Below are 16,401 nucleotides of genomic sequence, written 5' to 3' on the forward strand. Positions count from 1 at the left end.
GCCCAGCCGCCTCGCCACCGCCCCGCGCGCACCGGATTCCCGCTCTCCCCGTCCCCCTCATCGCCCCTTCGCAGAAGGACCCACGACATGAGCTACGACCGCAGGACCCGCATAGAGCAGATGCGCAGCGCCGACCGCGCGCGGGACCGCCGCAACCGCGTCCTGGTCATAGGCGCAGGCGCCCTCGTCGTCGCCGGGCTCGTCACCTTCGGTACGTACACGATCCTCGACAAGTCCGACGCCTCGGCCAGTTCGATGAGCGGTGACGGCAAGGGCGCGAAGGGCTCGGACCAGAAGGACGGGGACCTGGCCACCGGGCCCATCGAGGGCGAGAAGTCCTGGGACGCGGCGAAGCTGGGCCGCGACCACGTCCAGGAGGACGTGAGGTACCCCATGAAGCCCCCGGTCGGCGGTGACCACAATCCCGTCTGGATGAACTGCGACGGCGAGGTGTACAAGAAGGCCATCCCCGACGTGAACGCCGTGCACGCCCTGGAGCACGGTTCCGTCTGGGTGACGTACACCAACGACGCGCCGGCCTCCGATGTCGACAAGCTCGCCGACCGGGTGTCGAGGACTCCGTACTCGCTGATGAGCCCCTACAAGGACCAGGCGGGTGCCATCATGCTGACCGCCTGGGGCAAGCAGGTCACCGTGGACGGCGCGGACGACCCGCGGGTGGCGCAGTTCTTCGCCCATTACGTGCAGGGCCCGCAGACGCCCGAGCCGGGCGCCGCCTGCACGGGCGGACTGAGCGCGCCCTGAGCCGTCACCGGCGCGCCCTTGTACGGAAAAGTTCCCCTGTGAAGTAAATGCACCCGAATGGCCGATAGCGGTCGCGTCCCCCGAACGGGCCCATGACGATGGGTTCGCTCGGGGACGCACGTACGGCTGCCCATCGGCACGCAGGAGGAATCCCCATGACCACCGCCAAGGACATCATGCACACCGGCGCCACCTGGATCCCGGCGCACGAGACCCTCGACCGCGCCGCCCAACTGATGCGTGAGCACCACGTCGGCGCGCTGCCCATCTCGGCCAGCGGCGAGGGGGACCGGATGATCGGCATCCTCACGGACCGCGACATCGTGGTCGGCTGCGTGGCCGAGGGCCGCGACCCGTCCAAGGTCACCGCGGGCGACCTCGCCCAGGGCACGCCCCGCTGGATCGAGGCGGACGCGGACGTGGAAGCCGTGCTCCGGGAGATGCAGAACCACCGCATCCGCCGGCTCCCGGTCGTCGAGGACAAGAAGCTGATCGGCATGATCAGCGAGGCCGACCTGGCCCGGCACCTCTCCGACGACCAGATCGCCGACTGGGCGGAACAGGTCTACGCGCGAACCTCCACCGGCTGATCCACCGCGGGCGTCGTTGCTTTTACCCGGCCCGCCAGGACATCGCGTCAGTCAGACGATTAGAGTGGGTCGCGTGCCTCAACTACGCCTCGCACTGAATCAGATCGACTCGACCGTCGGCGACCTCGCCGGCAACGCCGAGGCGATCGTCCACTGGACCCGGCACTCCGCCGAACAGGGCGCCCACTTCGTGGCGTTCCCCGAGATGGTGCTGACCGGTTACCCCGTCGAGGACCTGGCCCTGCGGTCGTCCTTCGTCGAGGCGTCACGCGACGCGCTGCGCGCGCTCGCCGCCCGCCTCGACGCGGAGGGCCTCGGGGAGCTCCCCGTCCTCGTCGGCTACCTCGACCGCTCGGAGTTCGCCGCGGAGCGCTACGGCCAGCCCGCCGGGTCGCCGCGCAACGCCGCCGCGGTGCTGCACCGCGGCGGGATCGCGCTGAACTTCGCCAAGCACCACCTGCCCAACTACGGCGTCTTCGACGAGTTCCGGTACTTCGTGCCGGGCGACTCGATGCCCGTCGTACGCGTGCACGGCATCGATGTCGCGCTCGCGATCTGCGAGGACCTCTGGCAGGACGGCGGCCGGGTCCCGGCGGCGCGCGCCGCCGGGGCCGGGCTGCTGCTGTCGGTCAACGCCTCGCCGTACGAGCGGGACAAGGACGACACCCGGCTGGAACTGGTGCGCAAGCGCGCCCGGGAGGCCGGCTGCACGACCGCCTACCTCGCGATGATCGGCGGCCAGGACGAGCTGGTCTTCGACGGCGACTCGATCGTGGTCGACCGGGAGGGCGAGGTCATCGCCCGCGCCCCCCAGTTCGCCGAGGGCAGCGTCATCCTCGACCTGGAGCTGCCGGCCGCCTCCGCCGACGCGCCGTCGGGCGAGGTCAACGACGGCCTGCGGATCGACCACGTGGTCCTCTCCGAGGAGCCGCTGGCGCCGTACGAGGCCGAGCTGGCCGGCGGTTACGCGGACCGGCTGGACGACGACGAGGAGCTGTACACGGCCCTCGTGGTGGGCCTGCGGGCGTACGCGGCGAAGAACGGTTTCAACAGCGTGCTGATCGGGCTCTCCGGCGGCATCGACTCCGCGCTGGTCGCCGCCATCGCCTGCGACGCGCTGGGCGCGCAGCAGGTGTACGGGGTCTCGATGCCGTCGAAGTACTCCTCGGACCACTCCAAGGGCGACGCGGCCGAGCTGGCCCGGCGTACCGGGCTGAACTACCGGACCGTCCCGATCGAGCCGATGTTCGACGCGTACATGGGGTCGCTGGGGCTCACCGGGCTCGCCGAGGAGAACCTCCAGTCGCGGCTGCGCGGCACGACGCTGATGGCCATCTCCAACCAGGAGGGCCAGATCGTCCTGGCCCCCGGCAACAAGTCGGAGCTGGCCGTCGGCTACTCGACGCTGTACGGGGACTCGGTCGGCGCGTACGGGCCGATCAAGGACGTGTACAAGACGTCGGTCTTCCGGCTGGCGAAGTGGCGCAACCGGGCCGCCGAGGAGCGCGGGCAGACGCCGCCGATCCCGGAGGCGTCCATCACCAAGCCGCCCAGCGCCGAGCTGCGGCCCGGCCAGGTCGACACGGACTCGCTGCCGGACTACGACGTGCTGGACCGCGTCCTGGAGCTGTACGTCGACCGCGACCAGGGGCTCGACGCGATCGTCGCGGCCGGTTTCGACCGGGCGCTGGTGGCGAAGACGCTGCGGATGGTGGACGCGGCGGAGTACAAGCGGCGGCAGTACCCGCCGGGGACGAAGATCTCGCCCAAGGGGTTCGGCAAGGACCGGCGGCTGCCGATTACGAATCGGTGGCGCGAGGCCGGCTGACGCGTCTGCGGATTCCGGGATACGCGAGCCCGTCCGGACCTGGGGTTTGTCCTCAAGCGCCGGACGGGCTCGATTTTGGCCGGCCGCCGCCGATCGAGTGCGGCCCGTTCCCGGCCCAGGTCCGTCCTCAACCGCCGGACTGGCTTGATATTGGCCGGGCTCCACTGATCAGGTGCGGTCCGTTCCGGCCGAGGTCTTGTTCTCAAGCGCCGGATGGGCTGGGTTTTGCGCGGCGTGGGCTCGGTTTTGGCTCGCCACCACCTTTGACCTGCCGCCGTCGCGGTCCAGGACGCCCGCCGTGACCGCCACCGCCAGGCCCGCCACCGCGAGGGCCGCGCCGACCAGGGCGGGGGACGTCCAGCCCCAGCCCGCCGCGATGGCCACGCCACCGAGCCAGGCGCCGCCCGCGTTGGCCAGGTTGAACGCGGAGTGGTTGGAGGCCGACGCCAGGGTCGGTGCGTCCTTGGCCTTGTTCATGACGAGCATTTGGAGCGGTGTGGTCGTCATGAAGCCGACGCCGCCCAGCAGCACCACCATCACGAGCGCGGCCCACTTCACCTGCGCGGCGAGCGGGAAGACCACCAGGACGACGGCGAGCGCGCCGAGCGATCCGTACAGCGTCGGGCGCAGCGCCCGGTCCGTGAGCGGGCCCGCGGCGAGGGCGCCCAGGGTCATGCCGATGCCGAAGAGCGCCAGTACCAGCGTCACGGAGGACTCGCCGAAGCCCATCGCCTCGGTCGTCATCGCCGAGAGGTAGGAGTACACGGCGAAGACCCCGGCGAAGCCGAAGACGGCGGTGAGCAGGCCGAGCAGCACCTGCCGGTTGCCCAGGGCGCGCAGCTCGTGGCGGACGTTCTGGTGGGCCTCGACCGGGATCCGCGGGATCAGCCGGGCGAGGGCGGCCATCGCGCAGACGCCGATGGCCGCGACCACCAGGAAGGTGGCCCGCCAGCCGAGGTGCTGGCCGAGCAGGGTCGCGGCGGGTACGCCGACGATGTTGGCGACGGTCAGGCCGAGGAACATCGTGGCGACGGCGCGCGCCCGGCGCCCCTCGGGGACCAGCCGGGAGGCGACGACGGCGCCGACGCCGAAGAACGCGCCGTGCGGCAGTCCCGCCAGCAGCCGGCCCACGATCAGCCAGCCGAAGCCGGGGGCGAGCGCGGAGGCGAGGTTGCCGACGGTGAACAGGGCCATCAGCAGCAGGAGCATCCGCTTGCGCGGGACGCGTGAGCCGACGGCGGTGAGCAGCGGGGCACCGAGCACCACACCGATCGCGTACGCCGACACCAGGTAGCCGGCCGTGGGGACGGAGGTGCCCAGATCGTCCGCGACGTTGGGCAGCAGGCCCATCATCACGAACTCGGTGGTGCCGATGCCGAAGGCGCTCACGGCCAGCGCGAGCAGGGCCAGGGGCATGAGGAGAAACCTTTCCGCGGAGAGCCCCGCCCGGCGCCCGGGACCCGGTCGGGGCCCGCGGGGGTGCGGGAGGGGCGGGAGAGAACGCGGCCGTACGCCTACCGGCGCGGTCCGCCGGGTGGGCGGGGCGGACGGTGGCGGACCGGCCTCTTCGCCGGCGGCCTTGTTCCCGTTCGGAACAAAGTCTCTCAGAGGCCGGACACCCCTGGGTGAACGGCCCGTTACGTCAGAGCTTGACGCGGGCGGCGATCGGGAGGTGGTCGCTGCCGGTGGCCGGGAGCGTCCAGGACGACATCGGCTCGACGCCCTTGACCATGATCTGGTCGATCCGGGCCATCGGGAACGACGCGGGCCAGCTGAACCCGAAGCCGTCGCCGGCCGCGCCCTGGGTGGAGCGCATCTGGGAGGTGACCGCGTTGAGCGCGCGGTCGTTCATCGTCCCGTTGAGGTCGCCGAGCAGGGCGACCCGGGCGAGGGACTCGTGCGAGATGGCCTTGCCCAGCGCGTCCGCGCTCTGGTCGCGCTGGTTGGCGGTGAAGCCGGCGTGGAGCTTGACGCGTACGGACGGCAGGTGCGCCACGTAGACGGCGAGCGGGCCCTCGGGCGTGGCGACGGTGGTGCGCATGGCGCGGACCCAGCCCATCTTGAGGTCCACCGGCCGGGTGTCGCTGAGCCGGTACTTGCTCCACAGGCCGACGGTCCCCTGCACGGAGTGGTAGCGGTAGGTGCCGGAGAGCGCCTTCTCGTACGCCGCGACCTTGCCCGCGGGCAGTTCCTGGAGCGCGACGACGTCCGCGCCGGAGCCCGCGACCTGCTCGGCGGTGGCGGCGGGGTCGGGGTTGTCGGCGTTGACGTTGTGGGTGGCGACGGTGAGATCGCCGCCGCTGCCCGACTTGTCGGTGAGCAGCCCGCCGAACACGTTGAGCCAGACCACGACCGGCAGCAGCAGTGCGATCAGGGCGGTCGCCGAGCGGCGCACCAGGCCGAGGATGAGCAGCAGCGGGATGAACACGGCGATCCACGGCAGGAACGTCTCGGAGAGGCTGCCCAGGTTGCCGATGGTGTTCGGGATGCGGGCGTGGAAGGCCATCACGAGGGTCAGCAGCACCGAGCAGCAGGCCAGAACGATCCCGCGGCGCCAGATGCCCCGGTCCTTCATCAGTCTCTCGCGCAGGTCCCGGAAGCGGGATCCGGAGCGCTGCGGCTCCGTGCCGCCGGTCTCCGTGTCCGCCCTGTACGCCTGCGCCATCGCACTGTCCTCACTGCCTTGCCGTACACATCGCCGCGCCCCCGACCCTAGGGGATGCGCGATGTGTTTCATGCCGCCGACTCATGCCTCCGTCGGCTGCCGTACTGCCACGAGGACGTAGCGGACGGCGCCGGCAGTTCCGGCCGGGGGCGGTACGCGCGGGTCTGTGACGAAGCCTGCACACTCGTACCCGCCCGGCGCGTCAGCCCCGGTCCCTGCCATGGTCCGCGGCCCGCCGGGGAGCCAGGCCCTCGATCGCCAGGGCGATGACGCGGTCGGCGAGGTCCTCGGGCAGCGGCGCGTCGAGCCGGTGGATGGTGCGTACGAGCATGGGGCCGAGGAACAGGTCGTTTATCAGCTCCACGTCCGTGTCGTCCCGCAGCTCACCGGCATCGACGGCGCGCCGGACGGCGGCGGCCATGGCGACGCGGCGGGGGACGATCACGGTGCGCTGGTACTCGTGCCAGAGCTTGGGGTGGGTCTTCATCTGCGCGAACACGTTGTGCAGCAGGGCCGAGGAGCGCTGGGCGAGGCCGCGCGTACGGATGGACTCCAGCAGGATGCGCAGGTCGTCCAGGCCGCCGGTGCCGGAGACGTCCGGCTCCGGGGGCTCGATGGCGCGCAGGACGTCGACGAACAGCTCCTCCTTGCCGGCCCAGCGCCGGTAGATGGTGGCCTTGCCGACGCCCGCGGTGCGGGCGATGCGCTCGATGGAGAGGGCCGCGAGGGGTTCGCCGGCCTCCAGCAGCTCCACGACGGCGTCCAGGATGGCCCGCTCGGCGGCGGCGCTGCGCGGCCGGCCCCGGCGCGGCTCCGGCTCCGGCTCCCCGCCGGGGGCGGAAGCCGGGGCGGAGGCGGGCGCGGAGGCGGGCAACGCGGCCGGGGCCGGAGGCCGTCCGGTGGCACCCGGGCCGCCCGGGTCGGGACCCGGGTCGCCGTCCGACCGCCCGTCCCGCCCGCCCGTGGCCCGCTCGTCCCGGTCCGGTGCCTGAGCCTGCACGTGAAACCCACCTTTCGCCGCCCCGATTCTCCCCGACGCGGACGGGGGGCTCTGCCGCGTCCCGGCCTCCCGTGTGTGAACCGGGTCGCGCACGCGGCCCGGTTCACACGAAAGATTCAGCCGTACGCGGCCACCGGTGTCACCGTTCGGCGCCCGCCGCGGCGGCCGGTGCCTCTTCCCCTACGGGCGGCTGCCCGGCGGACTCGCGGCCCGGCAGCCAGAGCGCGACCACGACCGTGCCCAGGAGCGCGACACCGGCCGAGCCGACGGCCGTGACGTGCATGGCGCTCATGAAGGCGTCGTGCGCGGCGGCCACCAGCGGGGTGCCGGAGGGGCCCATCCTCTCCGCGACGGCGAGCGTCGCCTCGATGGACTCCCCCGCCGCGCCCCGGGCGGCGGCCGGCACCCCGCCGAGGTGGTCCTCGATGCCACCGCGGTAGACGGCGGACAGCAGCGAGCCGAGGACGGCGATCCCGAGCGCGCCTCCGACCTGCCGGAACGTGTTGTTGACGGCCGAGCCCGAGCCCGCCTTCTCGCGCGGCAGCGCCTGCATCACGGCCACGGTGACCGGCGGCATCACATGCGCCATGCCGGTGCCCTGGACGAAGAAGACCGCGCACATCAGCCAGACGGGCGTGTCGGCGTCGAACAGGGCGAAGGCGGCCAGGCCGAGCGCGACGGCCAGCATGCCGACCGTGCAGACGGCGCGGGCGCCGAACCGGGCGACGACGAGCCGGGCCCGGGGCGCGAAGATCATCTGCGCCACGGCCAGCGGCAGGATCAGCAGCCCGGACTGGAGCGCGCTCCAGCCGCGCACGCTCTGCATGTAGAAGGCGGAGAAGAAGGTCACGCCCATCAGCGCGAAGAAGACCAGCGCGATGGCGGCGACGGCGGCGGAGAAGGCGGGCTTCCTGAAGTACGAGATGTCGATCGCCGGGCTGGCGCTCCGCTTCTCGTGGAGGACGAAGCCCGCCAGGACGACGAGTCCGCCGATGACCGGGAGGAGGACGGAGGTGTCGGTGAAGTCGGCGAGCTCGCCGCCGCGGATGATGCCGTACACCAGCAGGACCAGGCCGATGATGGAGAGCACCACACCGATCGGGTCGAGCCGGCCCGGCTTCGGGTCCTTCGAGTCCGGCACCAGCAGCACCATCGCGACCAGCGCGATGACCACGACGGGCACGTTGACCAGGAAGATCGAGCCCCACCAGAAGTGTTCGAGGAGCAGGCCGCCGGTGATGGGGCCGATCGCGATGCCCAGGCCGACGCTGCCGGCCCAGATGCCGATGGCCTTGGGCTGCTCGTCGCGCTCGAAGACGTTCATCAGGACGGCGAGCGTGGCCGGCATGACGAAGGCGGCGCCGAAGCCCATCAGGGCGCGCCAGGCGATGAGCTGGCCGGGCGAGCCGGACATGGCGGCGAGGGCGGAGCCGATGCCGAAGAGGGTGATGCCGAAGAGCAGGACCTTCTTGCGGCCCAGGCGGTCGCCCAGCAGGCCGGCGGTGAAGAGGAGCCCGGCGAAGACGAGCGTGTAGGAGTTGATCGCCCACTCCAGCTCGCTCTGGGTGGCGCCGAGCCCGGTGGGCGAGGGGGAGGCGATCGTCTTGACGGCGACGTTCAGGATCGAGTTGTCGAGCACCACGATGAGCAGGCTGAACATCAGGACGACGAGAATCGCCCAGCGGCGGCGGTGGACCGCCTCCGGTATCTGGGGCACGGCGGGAGCGCCGGATGGTGTGGACATGATGAGCAGCCTAAACGACTTTCGATACGAGACCGTCTCGTATTGTAAATTCTTTACCGAGGGCCCGGCAGCGCGGCCCACTTCCCGCGACCGGCTCCGGGATGCCACCATGGAAGGGATCCGGGGACGCCGTCAGGGCGCCTCGAGATGACGAAGGAGCCACCTGCCATGTCGCTTCAGGCTGCGCAGAACCAGTCCGCCACCCCCGCGGGAACCCCCTCCGACAGCGGCAAGTCGCTGTACGGGGGCAAGAGGAACCGCCGGGTCACCGTTCACGACATCGCCGCCGCCACCGCGCGCGGCGAGAAGTGGCCCATGCTCACCGCCTACGACGCGATGACCGCGTCCGTCTTCGACGAGGCCGGCATCCCGGTCATGCTCGTCGGCGACTCCATGGGCAACTGTCACCTCGGCTACGAGACCACCGTGCCCGTCACGATGGACGAGATCGCCATCCTGTCCGCCGCCGTCGTCCGGGGCACCGAGCGCGCCCTGATCGTCGCGGACCTCCCCTTCGGCGCGTACCAGGAGAGCCCGGTCCAGGCCCTGCGCAACGCGACCCGTCTCATCAAGGAGTCCGGCGTCGGCGCGGTCAAGCTGGAGGGCGGCGAGCGCAGCCACGAGCAGATCAAACTGCTGGTCGACGCCGGTATCCCGGTCATGGCCCACATCGGCCTGACCCCGCAGTCCGTCAACGCGATGGGCTACCGGGTGCAGGGCCGCGGCGAGGAGGCCGCCCAGCAGATGCTGCGCGACGCCAAGGCCGTACAGGACGCGGGCGCGTTCGCCGTCGTCCTGGAACTCGTACCGGCCGAGCTGGCAGCGGAGGTCACCCGCACCCTGCACATCCCGACCATCGGGATCGGCGCGGGCCCGGAGACCGACGCGCAGGTGCTGGTCTACACGGACATGGTCGGGCTGACCGGCGGCAAGGTGCCGCGCTTCACCAAGCAGTACGCCGACCTGCGGCAGATCCTCGGCGACGCGGCGAAGGCGTACGCCGAAGAGGTCGTCGGCGGCACGTTCCCGGCCCCGGAGCACACCTTCCACTGAGGCCCGCGGGGGGGCCGGTCCCCCGATGCCCGGGGCCCGCCCCCGATGACCACCACCGGCACCAACGACAGCCCGCCGACTTCCCCCATCGGCGGGCTGTCGGCCTGTGCGGGCGGCTGTAGGCGGGATGTCGGTGGACTGTCGGTGGCGGCTGGTCTGATAGTCGGCATGACGCGAATCGACAAGACCCCCCGAAACGGCGGGAACGGCGGGAACGCCGTGGAGGTCCGGGGACTGGTCAAGCACTACGGCGAGACCAAAGCCCTGGACGGTGTGGACCTCGATGTGCGCGAGGGCACCGTCCTCGGCGTGCTCGGCCCCAACGGCGCCGGCAAGACCACCCTCGTACGCTGCCTGTCCACACTGATCGTGCCCGACGCCGGAACGGCGGTCGTGGCCGGCTTCGACGTGGTGAAACAGCCCCGCGCGCTGCGCCGCACCATCGGCCTGACCGGGCAGTACGCCTCGGTCGACGAGAAGCTCTCCGGCTGGGAGAACCTCTACATGATCGGGCGGCTGCTCGACCTCCCGCGCAAGAAGGCGCGGTCGCGGGCCGACGAGCTGCTGGAGCGCTTCTCGCTCACGGACGCGGCGAGGAAGGCCGCGATGGAGTACTCCGGCGGGATGCGCCGCCGGCTCGACCTGGCCGCCTCCATGATCGGCAACCCGGCCGTCCTCTACCTGGACGAGCCGACGACGGGGCTCGACCCCCGTACCCGCAACGAGGTCTGGGACGAGGTGCAGCGCATGGTCGCGGAGGGGGCGACCGTGCTGCTCACCACCCAGTACATGGAAGAGGCCGAACAACTGGCCAACGAACTCACCGTCATCGACAAGGGCAGGATCATCGCCCGGGGCGGTGTGGACGAGCTGAAGGCCAAGGTCGGCGGTCGCACCCTCCAGATCAGGCCCACAGACCCGTCCGAGCTGGCCGCGATGGCCCAGGCGCTGCGGGAGACCGGTCTCGACGGGATCGCGGGCGCGCAGGCCGTCCCGGACGAGGGCGTGCTCTACGTACCGATCCTGAGCGACGAACAGCTCACCGCCGTCATCGGCCTGCTCGGCACCCGCGGCTTCTCGCTGGCCCACGTCGCCACCGCGCTGCCCAGCCTGGACGAGGTCTTCCTCGCCATCACGGGCGACAAGGCCACCGTCACCGACACGATTCCCCAGGAGGTCGCGGCATGAGCACGACGACTCTGACGCCCACCCCCACCGGCACGACCGGCGGCCCCGCACCGGCCACGAAGCTCCACGACGAGGGCGGGATCGGCCTCCGGAACAACCTGCGCCACATCGGCGCGCTGGTACGGCGCAATCTGCTCCAGATCAAAAAGGATCCGGAGTCGATGTTCGACGCGCTGCTGATGCCCGTCATCTTCGTGCTGCTGTTCGTGTACGTCTTCGGCGGCTCGGTCGGCGGCAGCATGGGCGGCGGCCGGCAGGAGTATCTGAACTACCTGATCCCCGGGCTGATGGCGATGATGGGCATGAACATCGCCATGGCCGTCGGCAGCGGTGTCAACGACGACTTCCGCAAGGGCGTCATGGACCGCTTCCGTACGATGCCGATCGCCCGGTCCTCGGTGCTCATCGCCAAGATCGTGGTCGAGCTGGGCCGGATGATGGTCGCCACGTTCATCCTGCTGGGCATGGGCTTCGCCCTCGGCCTGGAACTCCACGGCTCCGTGCTCGGGCTGATCGGGGCCATCGCCCTGTCGGCCGCGTTCGGCGCCGCGATCATGTGGATCTTCATCCTGCTCGGGCTGGCCATGAAGACGCCCCAGGCGGTCCAGGGAATGGGGATGCTGGTGATGATGCCGCTCCAGTTCGGTTCCTCGATCTTCGCCCCGCCCACGACGATGCCCGGCTGGCTCCAGTCGTTCACCGACTACAACCCGCTGTCGAACCTGGCGGACGCGGCCCGCGGCCTCATGATGGGCACCCCGCTCGGCCACTCGGTCTGGCTGACGCTCGGCTGGGCCGCGGTCATCACGGCGGCGGTGGCCCCGCTCGCGGTGTCCAAGTTCCGCAAGAAGTCCTGACCCTTCAGGACTCCGGCTCAGTCCCGGTACGCGTCGACGAGGGCGGCGGCCTCCTCCAGGGAGAGGCCGCCGCCCTCGGCGTACGCGGCCTCGAAGGCGCGGTCGCCGAGCCGGTCGCGGACCAGGGACTCGGCACGGGCGAAGTTCTCCCGTTCCATCCCGTTCAGGAAGTGGCCCGCCGGCAGGTGCGTCCGGGCGGCGCCCAGCAGCCGCGCCGCGAGACCGCTCCGGTCCTCGCCGCCGAGCCCGCCCAGCGCCCACGCCACGATCACCAGATTGATCATGGCCATCTGCGGAGCGACCATCCGCGTCAGCGGGTCGCTCAGCCCTGTCAGGGCCTGCCGGCTCCGCTCAAGACCGCTCGCGTAGTCGCCCTCCTGGTTGTCCAGCCAGGCCAGACCTCCGGTGACGAACCCCTCGAAGATCGCCATGGTCCGGGACCGGAACGCTTCGAGCAGGAGCTCGAACTGCTCACGCGCCTCGACGGTACGGCCGGACCGCCCCAGCCACATGGCGAGGAACAGCCGTGCCGCCGGCCTCGCCTCGTGCCCGGTCCGGCGCTCGTCGCTCAGCACCTCGCGCATGATCGCCTCGCCCTCCGCCCCGCGGCCGAGTTCGGTGAGCACGGCGGCGTAGCGGATGCGGAGCACGGACACCTGGGCCAGGGCGCCCAGCTTCCCGGCCGAGCCGATCGCTGCCTGGTAGTCCTCGGCCGCCCGCACGTAGGCGCCCGTCCTCTCGTTGGCCTCGCCGCGCGAGGAGAGTGCCTCGGCCATGCCCCAGTCGTCGCCGAGACGGTGGAAGATCGCCAGGCTCTCGGCGGCGTCCGTGTGGGCCTCCCCGGCCCAGTCGGGGCGGTTGGCCAGCACGTTGGCGCGCATCTGGAGGGCGGCGGCCAGCTCCCACTCGTAGCCGAACTCCCGGGCGGCGCGGACGGTTTCGTCCAGCAGGTGCCGCAGGTCGGCGACGCCGCCGGTCAGCATCACGGCGAAGAACCAGAGCGAGGCGGGGCTGCGGCAGGTCTGCGGCTGGCCGGCCCGGTAGGTGGCGACGATCGCCCGCAGCCGGTCCCTGCCGCACTCGTTCGTCCACTCGTCCATCACGTGGTCCATGCTGACCAGCTGGACCAGCGCCACCTGGCGCCGCGCCTCCTGGAGCAGTTCCGGCCGCATGGGCGGGGGCGCGTCGGTGCAGCGCTCGTAGATGGAGGGCGCGGGCCGTACGGGCGGGGCGAACGGGTCCGGGCCGAGGGCCGCGACCGCGTCGGCCCAGTGCAGGGCGTCGTTGCGCAGATCGCGGATCTGCCAGTACCAGGAGAGCGACAGCACCATGCACAGCGCCTCCTGCTCGTCGCCCGCGGCGACGGCGTGCCGCAGGGCGATGCGCAGGTTCTCGTACTCGCGCTGGAACAGTTCGATGGCGGCGAGCTGTCCGGAGCCGCGCAGCAGCGGGTCGGTGGTACGGGCCAGCTCGCGGAAGTGGACGAGATGCCGGCGCTCGACGGCGTCCCGCTCCCCCGACTCCGCCAGCCGCTGTGCCGCGTACTCGCCGACGGTCTCCAGGAGGCGGTAGCGCATCTGGCCGTCCGGCGCCGGAGCGGCCACGACCAGGGACTTGTCCACGAGGGAGCCCAGCAGCCCGGCGACCTCGTACGCCCGGCCCGCCCGGTCGGCAAGGACGTCCTCGACGGCTTCGAGGGTGCAGCCGCCGGCGAAGACGGACAGCCTGCGCAGGGTGACGCGCTCGGCGTCGTCCAGCAGCTCCCAGGACCAGTCGACGACGGCCCGCAGGGTCTGCTGGCGCGGGAGCACGGTCCGGCTGCCGCTGGTCAGCAGCCGGAACCGGTCGTCCAGCCGCTCGGCGATCTGCTGCGGGGTGAGCATCCGCAGCCGGGCGGCGGCCAGTTCGATGGCGAGCGGCAGCCCGTCGAGGCGGCGGCAGATCTCGGCGGTGGCCGCCGCCGTCGCCTCGTCCGCGTCGACCCGGAAGCCGGGCCGTGCGGCGGCGCCGCGTTCGGCGAGCAGCCGCAGGGCCGTGGGGTCCGGCAGCGGGTCGACGGGCCGGACGGTCTCACCCGGCACGCCCAGGGGTTCGCGGCTGGTCGCGAGGACGGTGAGCTGCGGGCAGCGGGCCAGCAGATGGTCGGCGAGGGCGGCGGCGGCCCCGATGACGTGCTCGCAGTTGTCCAGCAGGAGCAGCATGCGGCGGCGGGAGCAGTACTCGGTGAGCCGGGCGAGCGATTCACCGGCGGCCCGTTCCTCGCCCGAGGCCCGTTCGACGGCCCTGAGCTCCCCGGCGCCGGCCGCGCTCAGCACGGTCTCCCGGGCGCCGAGCGCGGCGAGCACCGCCTCCGGCACCGCGTCGGGGTCGTCCACGGGCGCCAGCTCGGCCAGCCAGACGCCGTCCGGCCAGGTGCGCGGGTCGATGGTGTCCGCGGCCTCCTGCGAGAGCCGGGTCTTGCCGGCGCCGCCCGGCCCGAGGAGGGTGACGAGCCGTCCCCGGGCGAGGTCGCCCCGCAGCGCCTCCATGTCGCGCTCCCGGCCGACGAAGCTGGTGAGCCGGGCCCGCAGGTTGCCGTGCGGGGCGGCGGGGGCCGGGGCGGCGGGGCCCGGTGCGATGGGGGCCGGTGCGGCGACGGCCGGGGCGGACGGGCCTGCGGAGGGCGCGGGTTCCTGCCGGAGCAGTTCCTCGTGGAGGGCGGTCAGTTCGGGCCCGGGGCCGGTGCCGAGCCGGGCGGCGATGAGGGTGCGCACCTCGTCGTAGGCGGCGAGCGCCTGGGCGGTGCGGCCGGCGTCGCGCAGGGCCCGCAGCCGGAGGGCCTGGAGCGGTTCGTCGAGCGGGTGCTCGCCGCAGAGCGCGGCCAGCTCCGGCAGCACTTCGGCGGCCCGGCCGAGCCGGAGCGCCGCGGTGAGCCGGGCCCGGCGGGCGTCGAGGCGCCGGGCCGTCCAGCGCGTGGCGGCGGTGTGCCGGTCGGGGAGGTCGGCGAGCGCGGGGCCCCGCCAGAGCGCCAGTGCGTCGTCCAGGTGGTTCATGGCCCGCGCCGGGTCGCCCTCCGCGAGGGCCCGCGCGCCTTCTCCGGCGAGCCGCTCGAAGCGGAACAGGTCGACGGCCTCCGGTGCGGCGGCCAGCCGGTAGCCGCTCTCCGCCGAGGCGACCGCCTCGTGCCCGAGCGCCCGCCGCAGCCGCCCCACCAGGGCCTGGAGCGCGCCGGCCGCGTCGGCGGGCGGGTCGCCGTCCCACACCTCGTCCACGAGCACGGCGACCGGGACCGTCCGCCCGGCCCGCAGGGCGAGCACGGTGAGCAGGGCACGCAGGCGCGCCCCGCCGACGGATACGGGTGTGCCGTCGTCGCGGAGTGCCTGGGTGGTCCCGAGGATGCCGTAGCGCACGCGCCCATTGTCCGCGACCCCCGGCGCCCCGCGCACAGCCGCCCCGCCCCGTGCTCCCGCCCCGTCCGTCATGCCCCCACCCTTTCCGGAACCCCGGTCCGGAAGCGAGGCGTTTTCGGCGTGTCGCGCGCCGCGGTCGTCGGTCGTCAGTCCCGTACCGGTTCGTGGTTCTCCGGCCCGACGGCGTACCCGGGCACGGACGGCCAGCGGACGGTGAGGACCACGGACTCCTCCTCCGCGATCCACGAGTGATCGACGCCCCTGCCCCACACGACGTAGTCGCCCTGCTCCTCCAGCAGCACGCTGCGCCCCGGCAGTTCCACCCGGAACCGCCCGCTGATGAGCACGAGCAGCGCGGTCCGGCTCTCCCCCCGCACCCACTGCGCCCGCTCGTCCCCCGGCGGATGGACGCCCCACTTGATCTCGACGTCCTCGCTGTGCCGGGGATCGCCGGCGTCCTTGAAGTGCCCGAGAATCCATCCCCGGTCGAGCGCGGCGTCCTTGCCCGCGTTGCCCACGTATACGTTGTCTACGTTGTCGTTCACGGAGCCGGACGTTAGCAGGGGCGCTCACACCCTCCGGGGCCCGGCCGGTGGTGCACCGCCACCGCGCGCCGACGGCGTCATGGTCCAGGCGCCGACCGCGGACATCAGGAGCAGTGCCGCGCCGGCGCCCGCCACCAGTACCGGGAAGCCGATCGGCCGACTGGAGGTGGACGCGGCCGCCACCAGGTCGTGGGGGTCGCGCAGGATCTCGAAGCGATCACCGGGGCGGGTGTTCCGGCCGCACGGCTCGTTGTCCCAGAACCAGAAGGAACGACCCGGCGTCTCGACCTTGCAGCCGTAGTCCACGCCGCCGACCCTCGCAGTCCGCCGCTGCTTCACCTCGGTGACCGTGGCCCGCACCTGCTCCCCCCGCCAGTCGAGGACCGCGCTGCGGAAGCCGTAGGGAACCATGGCGAGCAGGAACAAGCAGGGCACCATCAGGGCCACCGCGTGTTTCCACGAGGGAATGCAGAGCGCAATCAGGCCGAGTATGTTCCCCGTGACGACCACCGCGTAGCCGACCGTGACGAACCAGGGCCCGTCGTGCATGACGGCGCCCAGAACACCGCAGCCGGTGATCGCGACCCCGCTGCCCAGCGCGAGGATCGCCCCCACGAGCCGGGGCCGCCGCGGACTCCACCGCCCCGGCAGGCTCAGCGCCTTCCCGAGACGCTCCGTCATCGTCGACGCACTCATCGCCGCCCCCCGTCGCTCGAACACTCCAACTCGCCTACCCCTGAAAGACGTTCACCACGCCGGGCGAGTGGCGGTGGCCGG

General features: G+C 72.4%; 13 protein-coding genes. 6 read left to right on the forward strand and 7 right to left on the reverse strand.

All coding sequences use genetic code 11. From position 1 onward, the window contains the following. The first annotated feature begins 87 nt into the window (after positions 1-87). The 3 genes from B082_RS0134215 (at position 88) to B082_RS0134225 (ending at position 3,183) form a co-directional block, all read left to right on the forward strand. The gene (locus B082_RS0134215) at positions 88-765 is read left to right on the forward strand and encodes a DUF3105 domain-containing protein (protein ID WP_018556278.1); all 678 of its coding nucleotides are present in this window, start codon (positions 88-90) and stop codon (positions 763-765) included. 155 nt (positions 766-920) lie between these two features. Beyond that, positions 921-1,355, forward strand: a complete 435-nt coding sequence (locus B082_RS0134220; RefSeq protein ID WP_018556279.1) for a CBS domain-containing protein — start codon at positions 921-923, stop codon at positions 1,353-1,355. A 73-nt stretch (positions 1,356-1,428) separates the two neighbouring features. Beyond that, on the forward strand, positions 1,429-3,183 hold the full coding sequence (locus B082_RS0134225; protein WP_018556280.1) for an NAD+ synthase: 1,755 nt from the start codon (positions 1,429-1,431) through the stop codon (positions 3,181-3,183). A 168-nt stretch (positions 3,184-3,351) separates the two neighbouring features. Here B082_RS0134225 and B082_RS0134230 read toward each other — a convergent pair whose 3' ends face one another. From B082_RS0134230 to B082_RS0134245, 4 genes are all read right to left on the reverse strand, one after another. Continuing rightward, the gene (locus B082_RS0134230; RefSeq protein WP_018556281.1) at positions 3,352-4,599 is read right to left on the reverse strand and encodes an MFS transporter; all 1,248 of its coding nucleotides are present in this window, start codon (positions 4,597-4,599) and stop codon (positions 3,352-3,354) included. 226 nt (positions 4,600-4,825) lie between these two features. Beyond that, positions 4,826-5,758: an endonuclease/exonuclease/phosphatase family protein gene (locus B082_RS0134235; RefSeq protein ID WP_063831080.1), complete on the reverse strand. Its 933-nt coding sequence runs from the start codon at positions 5,756-5,758 to the stop codon at positions 4,826-4,828. Positions 5,759-6,050: 292 nt separating this feature from the next. After that, complete coding sequence (locus tag B082_RS0134240) at positions 6,051-6,722, reverse strand: TetR/AcrR family transcriptional regulator (RefSeq protein ID WP_051094760.1); 672 nt, start codon at positions 6,720-6,722, stop codon at positions 6,051-6,053. A gap of 265 nt (positions 6,723-6,987) precedes the next feature. Next, positions 6,988-8,592, reverse strand: coding sequence for a DHA2 family efflux MFS transporter permease subunit (locus B082_RS0134245; RefSeq protein WP_026250475.1), 1,605 nt, complete (start codon positions 8,590-8,592; stop codon positions 6,988-6,990). A 168-nt stretch (positions 8,593-8,760) separates the two neighbouring features. Here B082_RS0134245 and panB point away from each other — a divergent pair, with 168 nt between their 5' ends. From panB to B082_RS0134260, 3 genes are all read left to right on the forward strand, one after another. Beyond that, positions 8,761-9,645: a 3-methyl-2-oxobutanoate hydroxymethyltransferase gene (gene panB, locus B082_RS0134250; RefSeq protein WP_018556285.1), complete on the forward strand. Its 885-nt coding sequence runs from the start codon at positions 8,761-8,763 to the stop codon at positions 9,643-9,645. A 168-nt stretch (positions 9,646-9,813) separates the two neighbouring features. Beyond that, on the forward strand, positions 9,814-10,833 hold the full coding sequence (locus B082_RS0134255; protein WP_018556286.1) for an ATP-binding cassette domain-containing protein: 1,020 nt from the start codon (positions 9,814-9,816) through the stop codon (positions 10,831-10,833). Continuing rightward, on the forward strand, positions 10,830-11,690 hold the full coding sequence (locus tag B082_RS0134260; RefSeq protein ID WP_018556287.1) for an ABC transporter permease: 861 nt from the start codon (positions 10,830-10,832) through the stop codon (positions 11,688-11,690). The genes B082_RS0134255 and B082_RS0134260 overlap by 4 nt, the downstream gene beginning before the upstream one ends. A 17-nt stretch (positions 11,691-11,707) precedes the next feature. Here the strand turns inward: B082_RS0134260 and B082_RS0134265 are convergent, their stop codons facing one another. From B082_RS0134265 to B082_RS37325, 3 genes are all read right to left on the reverse strand, one after another. Next, positions 11,708-15,079 carry an AfsR/SARP family transcriptional regulator gene (locus tag B082_RS0134265; RefSeq protein WP_018556288.1) on the reverse strand — a complete coding sequence of 1,124 codons (3,372 nt, stop codon included), beginning with the start codon at positions 15,077-15,079 and terminating at the stop codon, positions 11,708-11,710. A 146-nt stretch (positions 15,080-15,225) separates the two neighbouring features. Then, complete coding sequence (locus B082_RS0134270; protein ID WP_018556289.1) at positions 15,226-15,624, reverse strand: hypothetical protein; 399 nt, start codon at positions 15,622-15,624, stop codon at positions 15,226-15,228. A 24-nt stretch (positions 15,625-15,648) separates the two neighbouring features. After that, entirely contained in the window at positions 15,649-16,305 is a 657-nt protein-coding gene (locus B082_RS37325) for a hypothetical protein (RefSeq protein WP_018556290.1), read from the reverse strand. Positions 16,306-16,401 lie beyond the last annotated feature (96 nt).

This window comes from Streptomyces sp. ATexAB-D23, assembly GCF_000373645.1.
GTDB lineage: Bacteria > Actinomycetota > Actinomycetes > Streptomycetales > Streptomycetaceae > Streptomyces > Streptomyces castrisilvae.

Excerpts from the sequence above, each read along its gene's own strand:
- B082_RS0134215 (WP_018556278.1), top strand. The coding sequence starts at position 88 with ATGAGCTACGACCGCAGGACCCGCATAGAGCAGATGCGCAGCGCCGAC.
- B082_RS0134220 (WP_018556279.1), top strand. The coding sequence starts at position 921 with ATGACCACCGCCAAGGACATCATGCACACCGGCGCCACCTGGATCCCG.
- B082_RS0134230 (WP_018556281.1), bottom strand. The coding sequence starts at position 4,599 with ATGCCCCTGGCCCTGCTCGCGCTGGCCGTGAGCGCCTTCGGCATCGGC.
- B082_RS0134235 (WP_063831080.1), bottom strand. The coding sequence starts at position 5,758 with ATGAAGGACCGGGGCATCTGGCGCCGCGGGATCGTTCTGGCCTGCTGC.
- B082_RS0134245 (WP_026250475.1), bottom strand. The coding sequence starts at position 8,592 with ATGTCCACACCATCCGGCGCTCCCGCCGTGCCCCAGATACCGGAGGCG.
- panB (WP_018556285.1), top strand. The coding sequence starts at position 8,761 with ATGTCGCTTCAGGCTGCGCAGAACCAGTCCGCCACCCCCGCGGGAACC.
- B082_RS0134255 (WP_018556286.1), top strand. The coding sequence starts at position 9,814 with ATGACGCGAATCGACAAGACCCCCCGAAACGGCGGGAACGGCGGGAAC.
- B082_RS0134260 (WP_018556287.1), top strand. The coding sequence starts at position 10,830 with ATGAGCACGACGACTCTGACGCCCACCCCCACCGGCACGACCGGCGGC.
- B082_RS37325 (WP_018556290.1), bottom strand. The coding sequence starts at position 16,305 with ATGACGGAGCGTCTCGGGAAGGCGCTGAGCCTGCCGGGGCGGTGGAGT.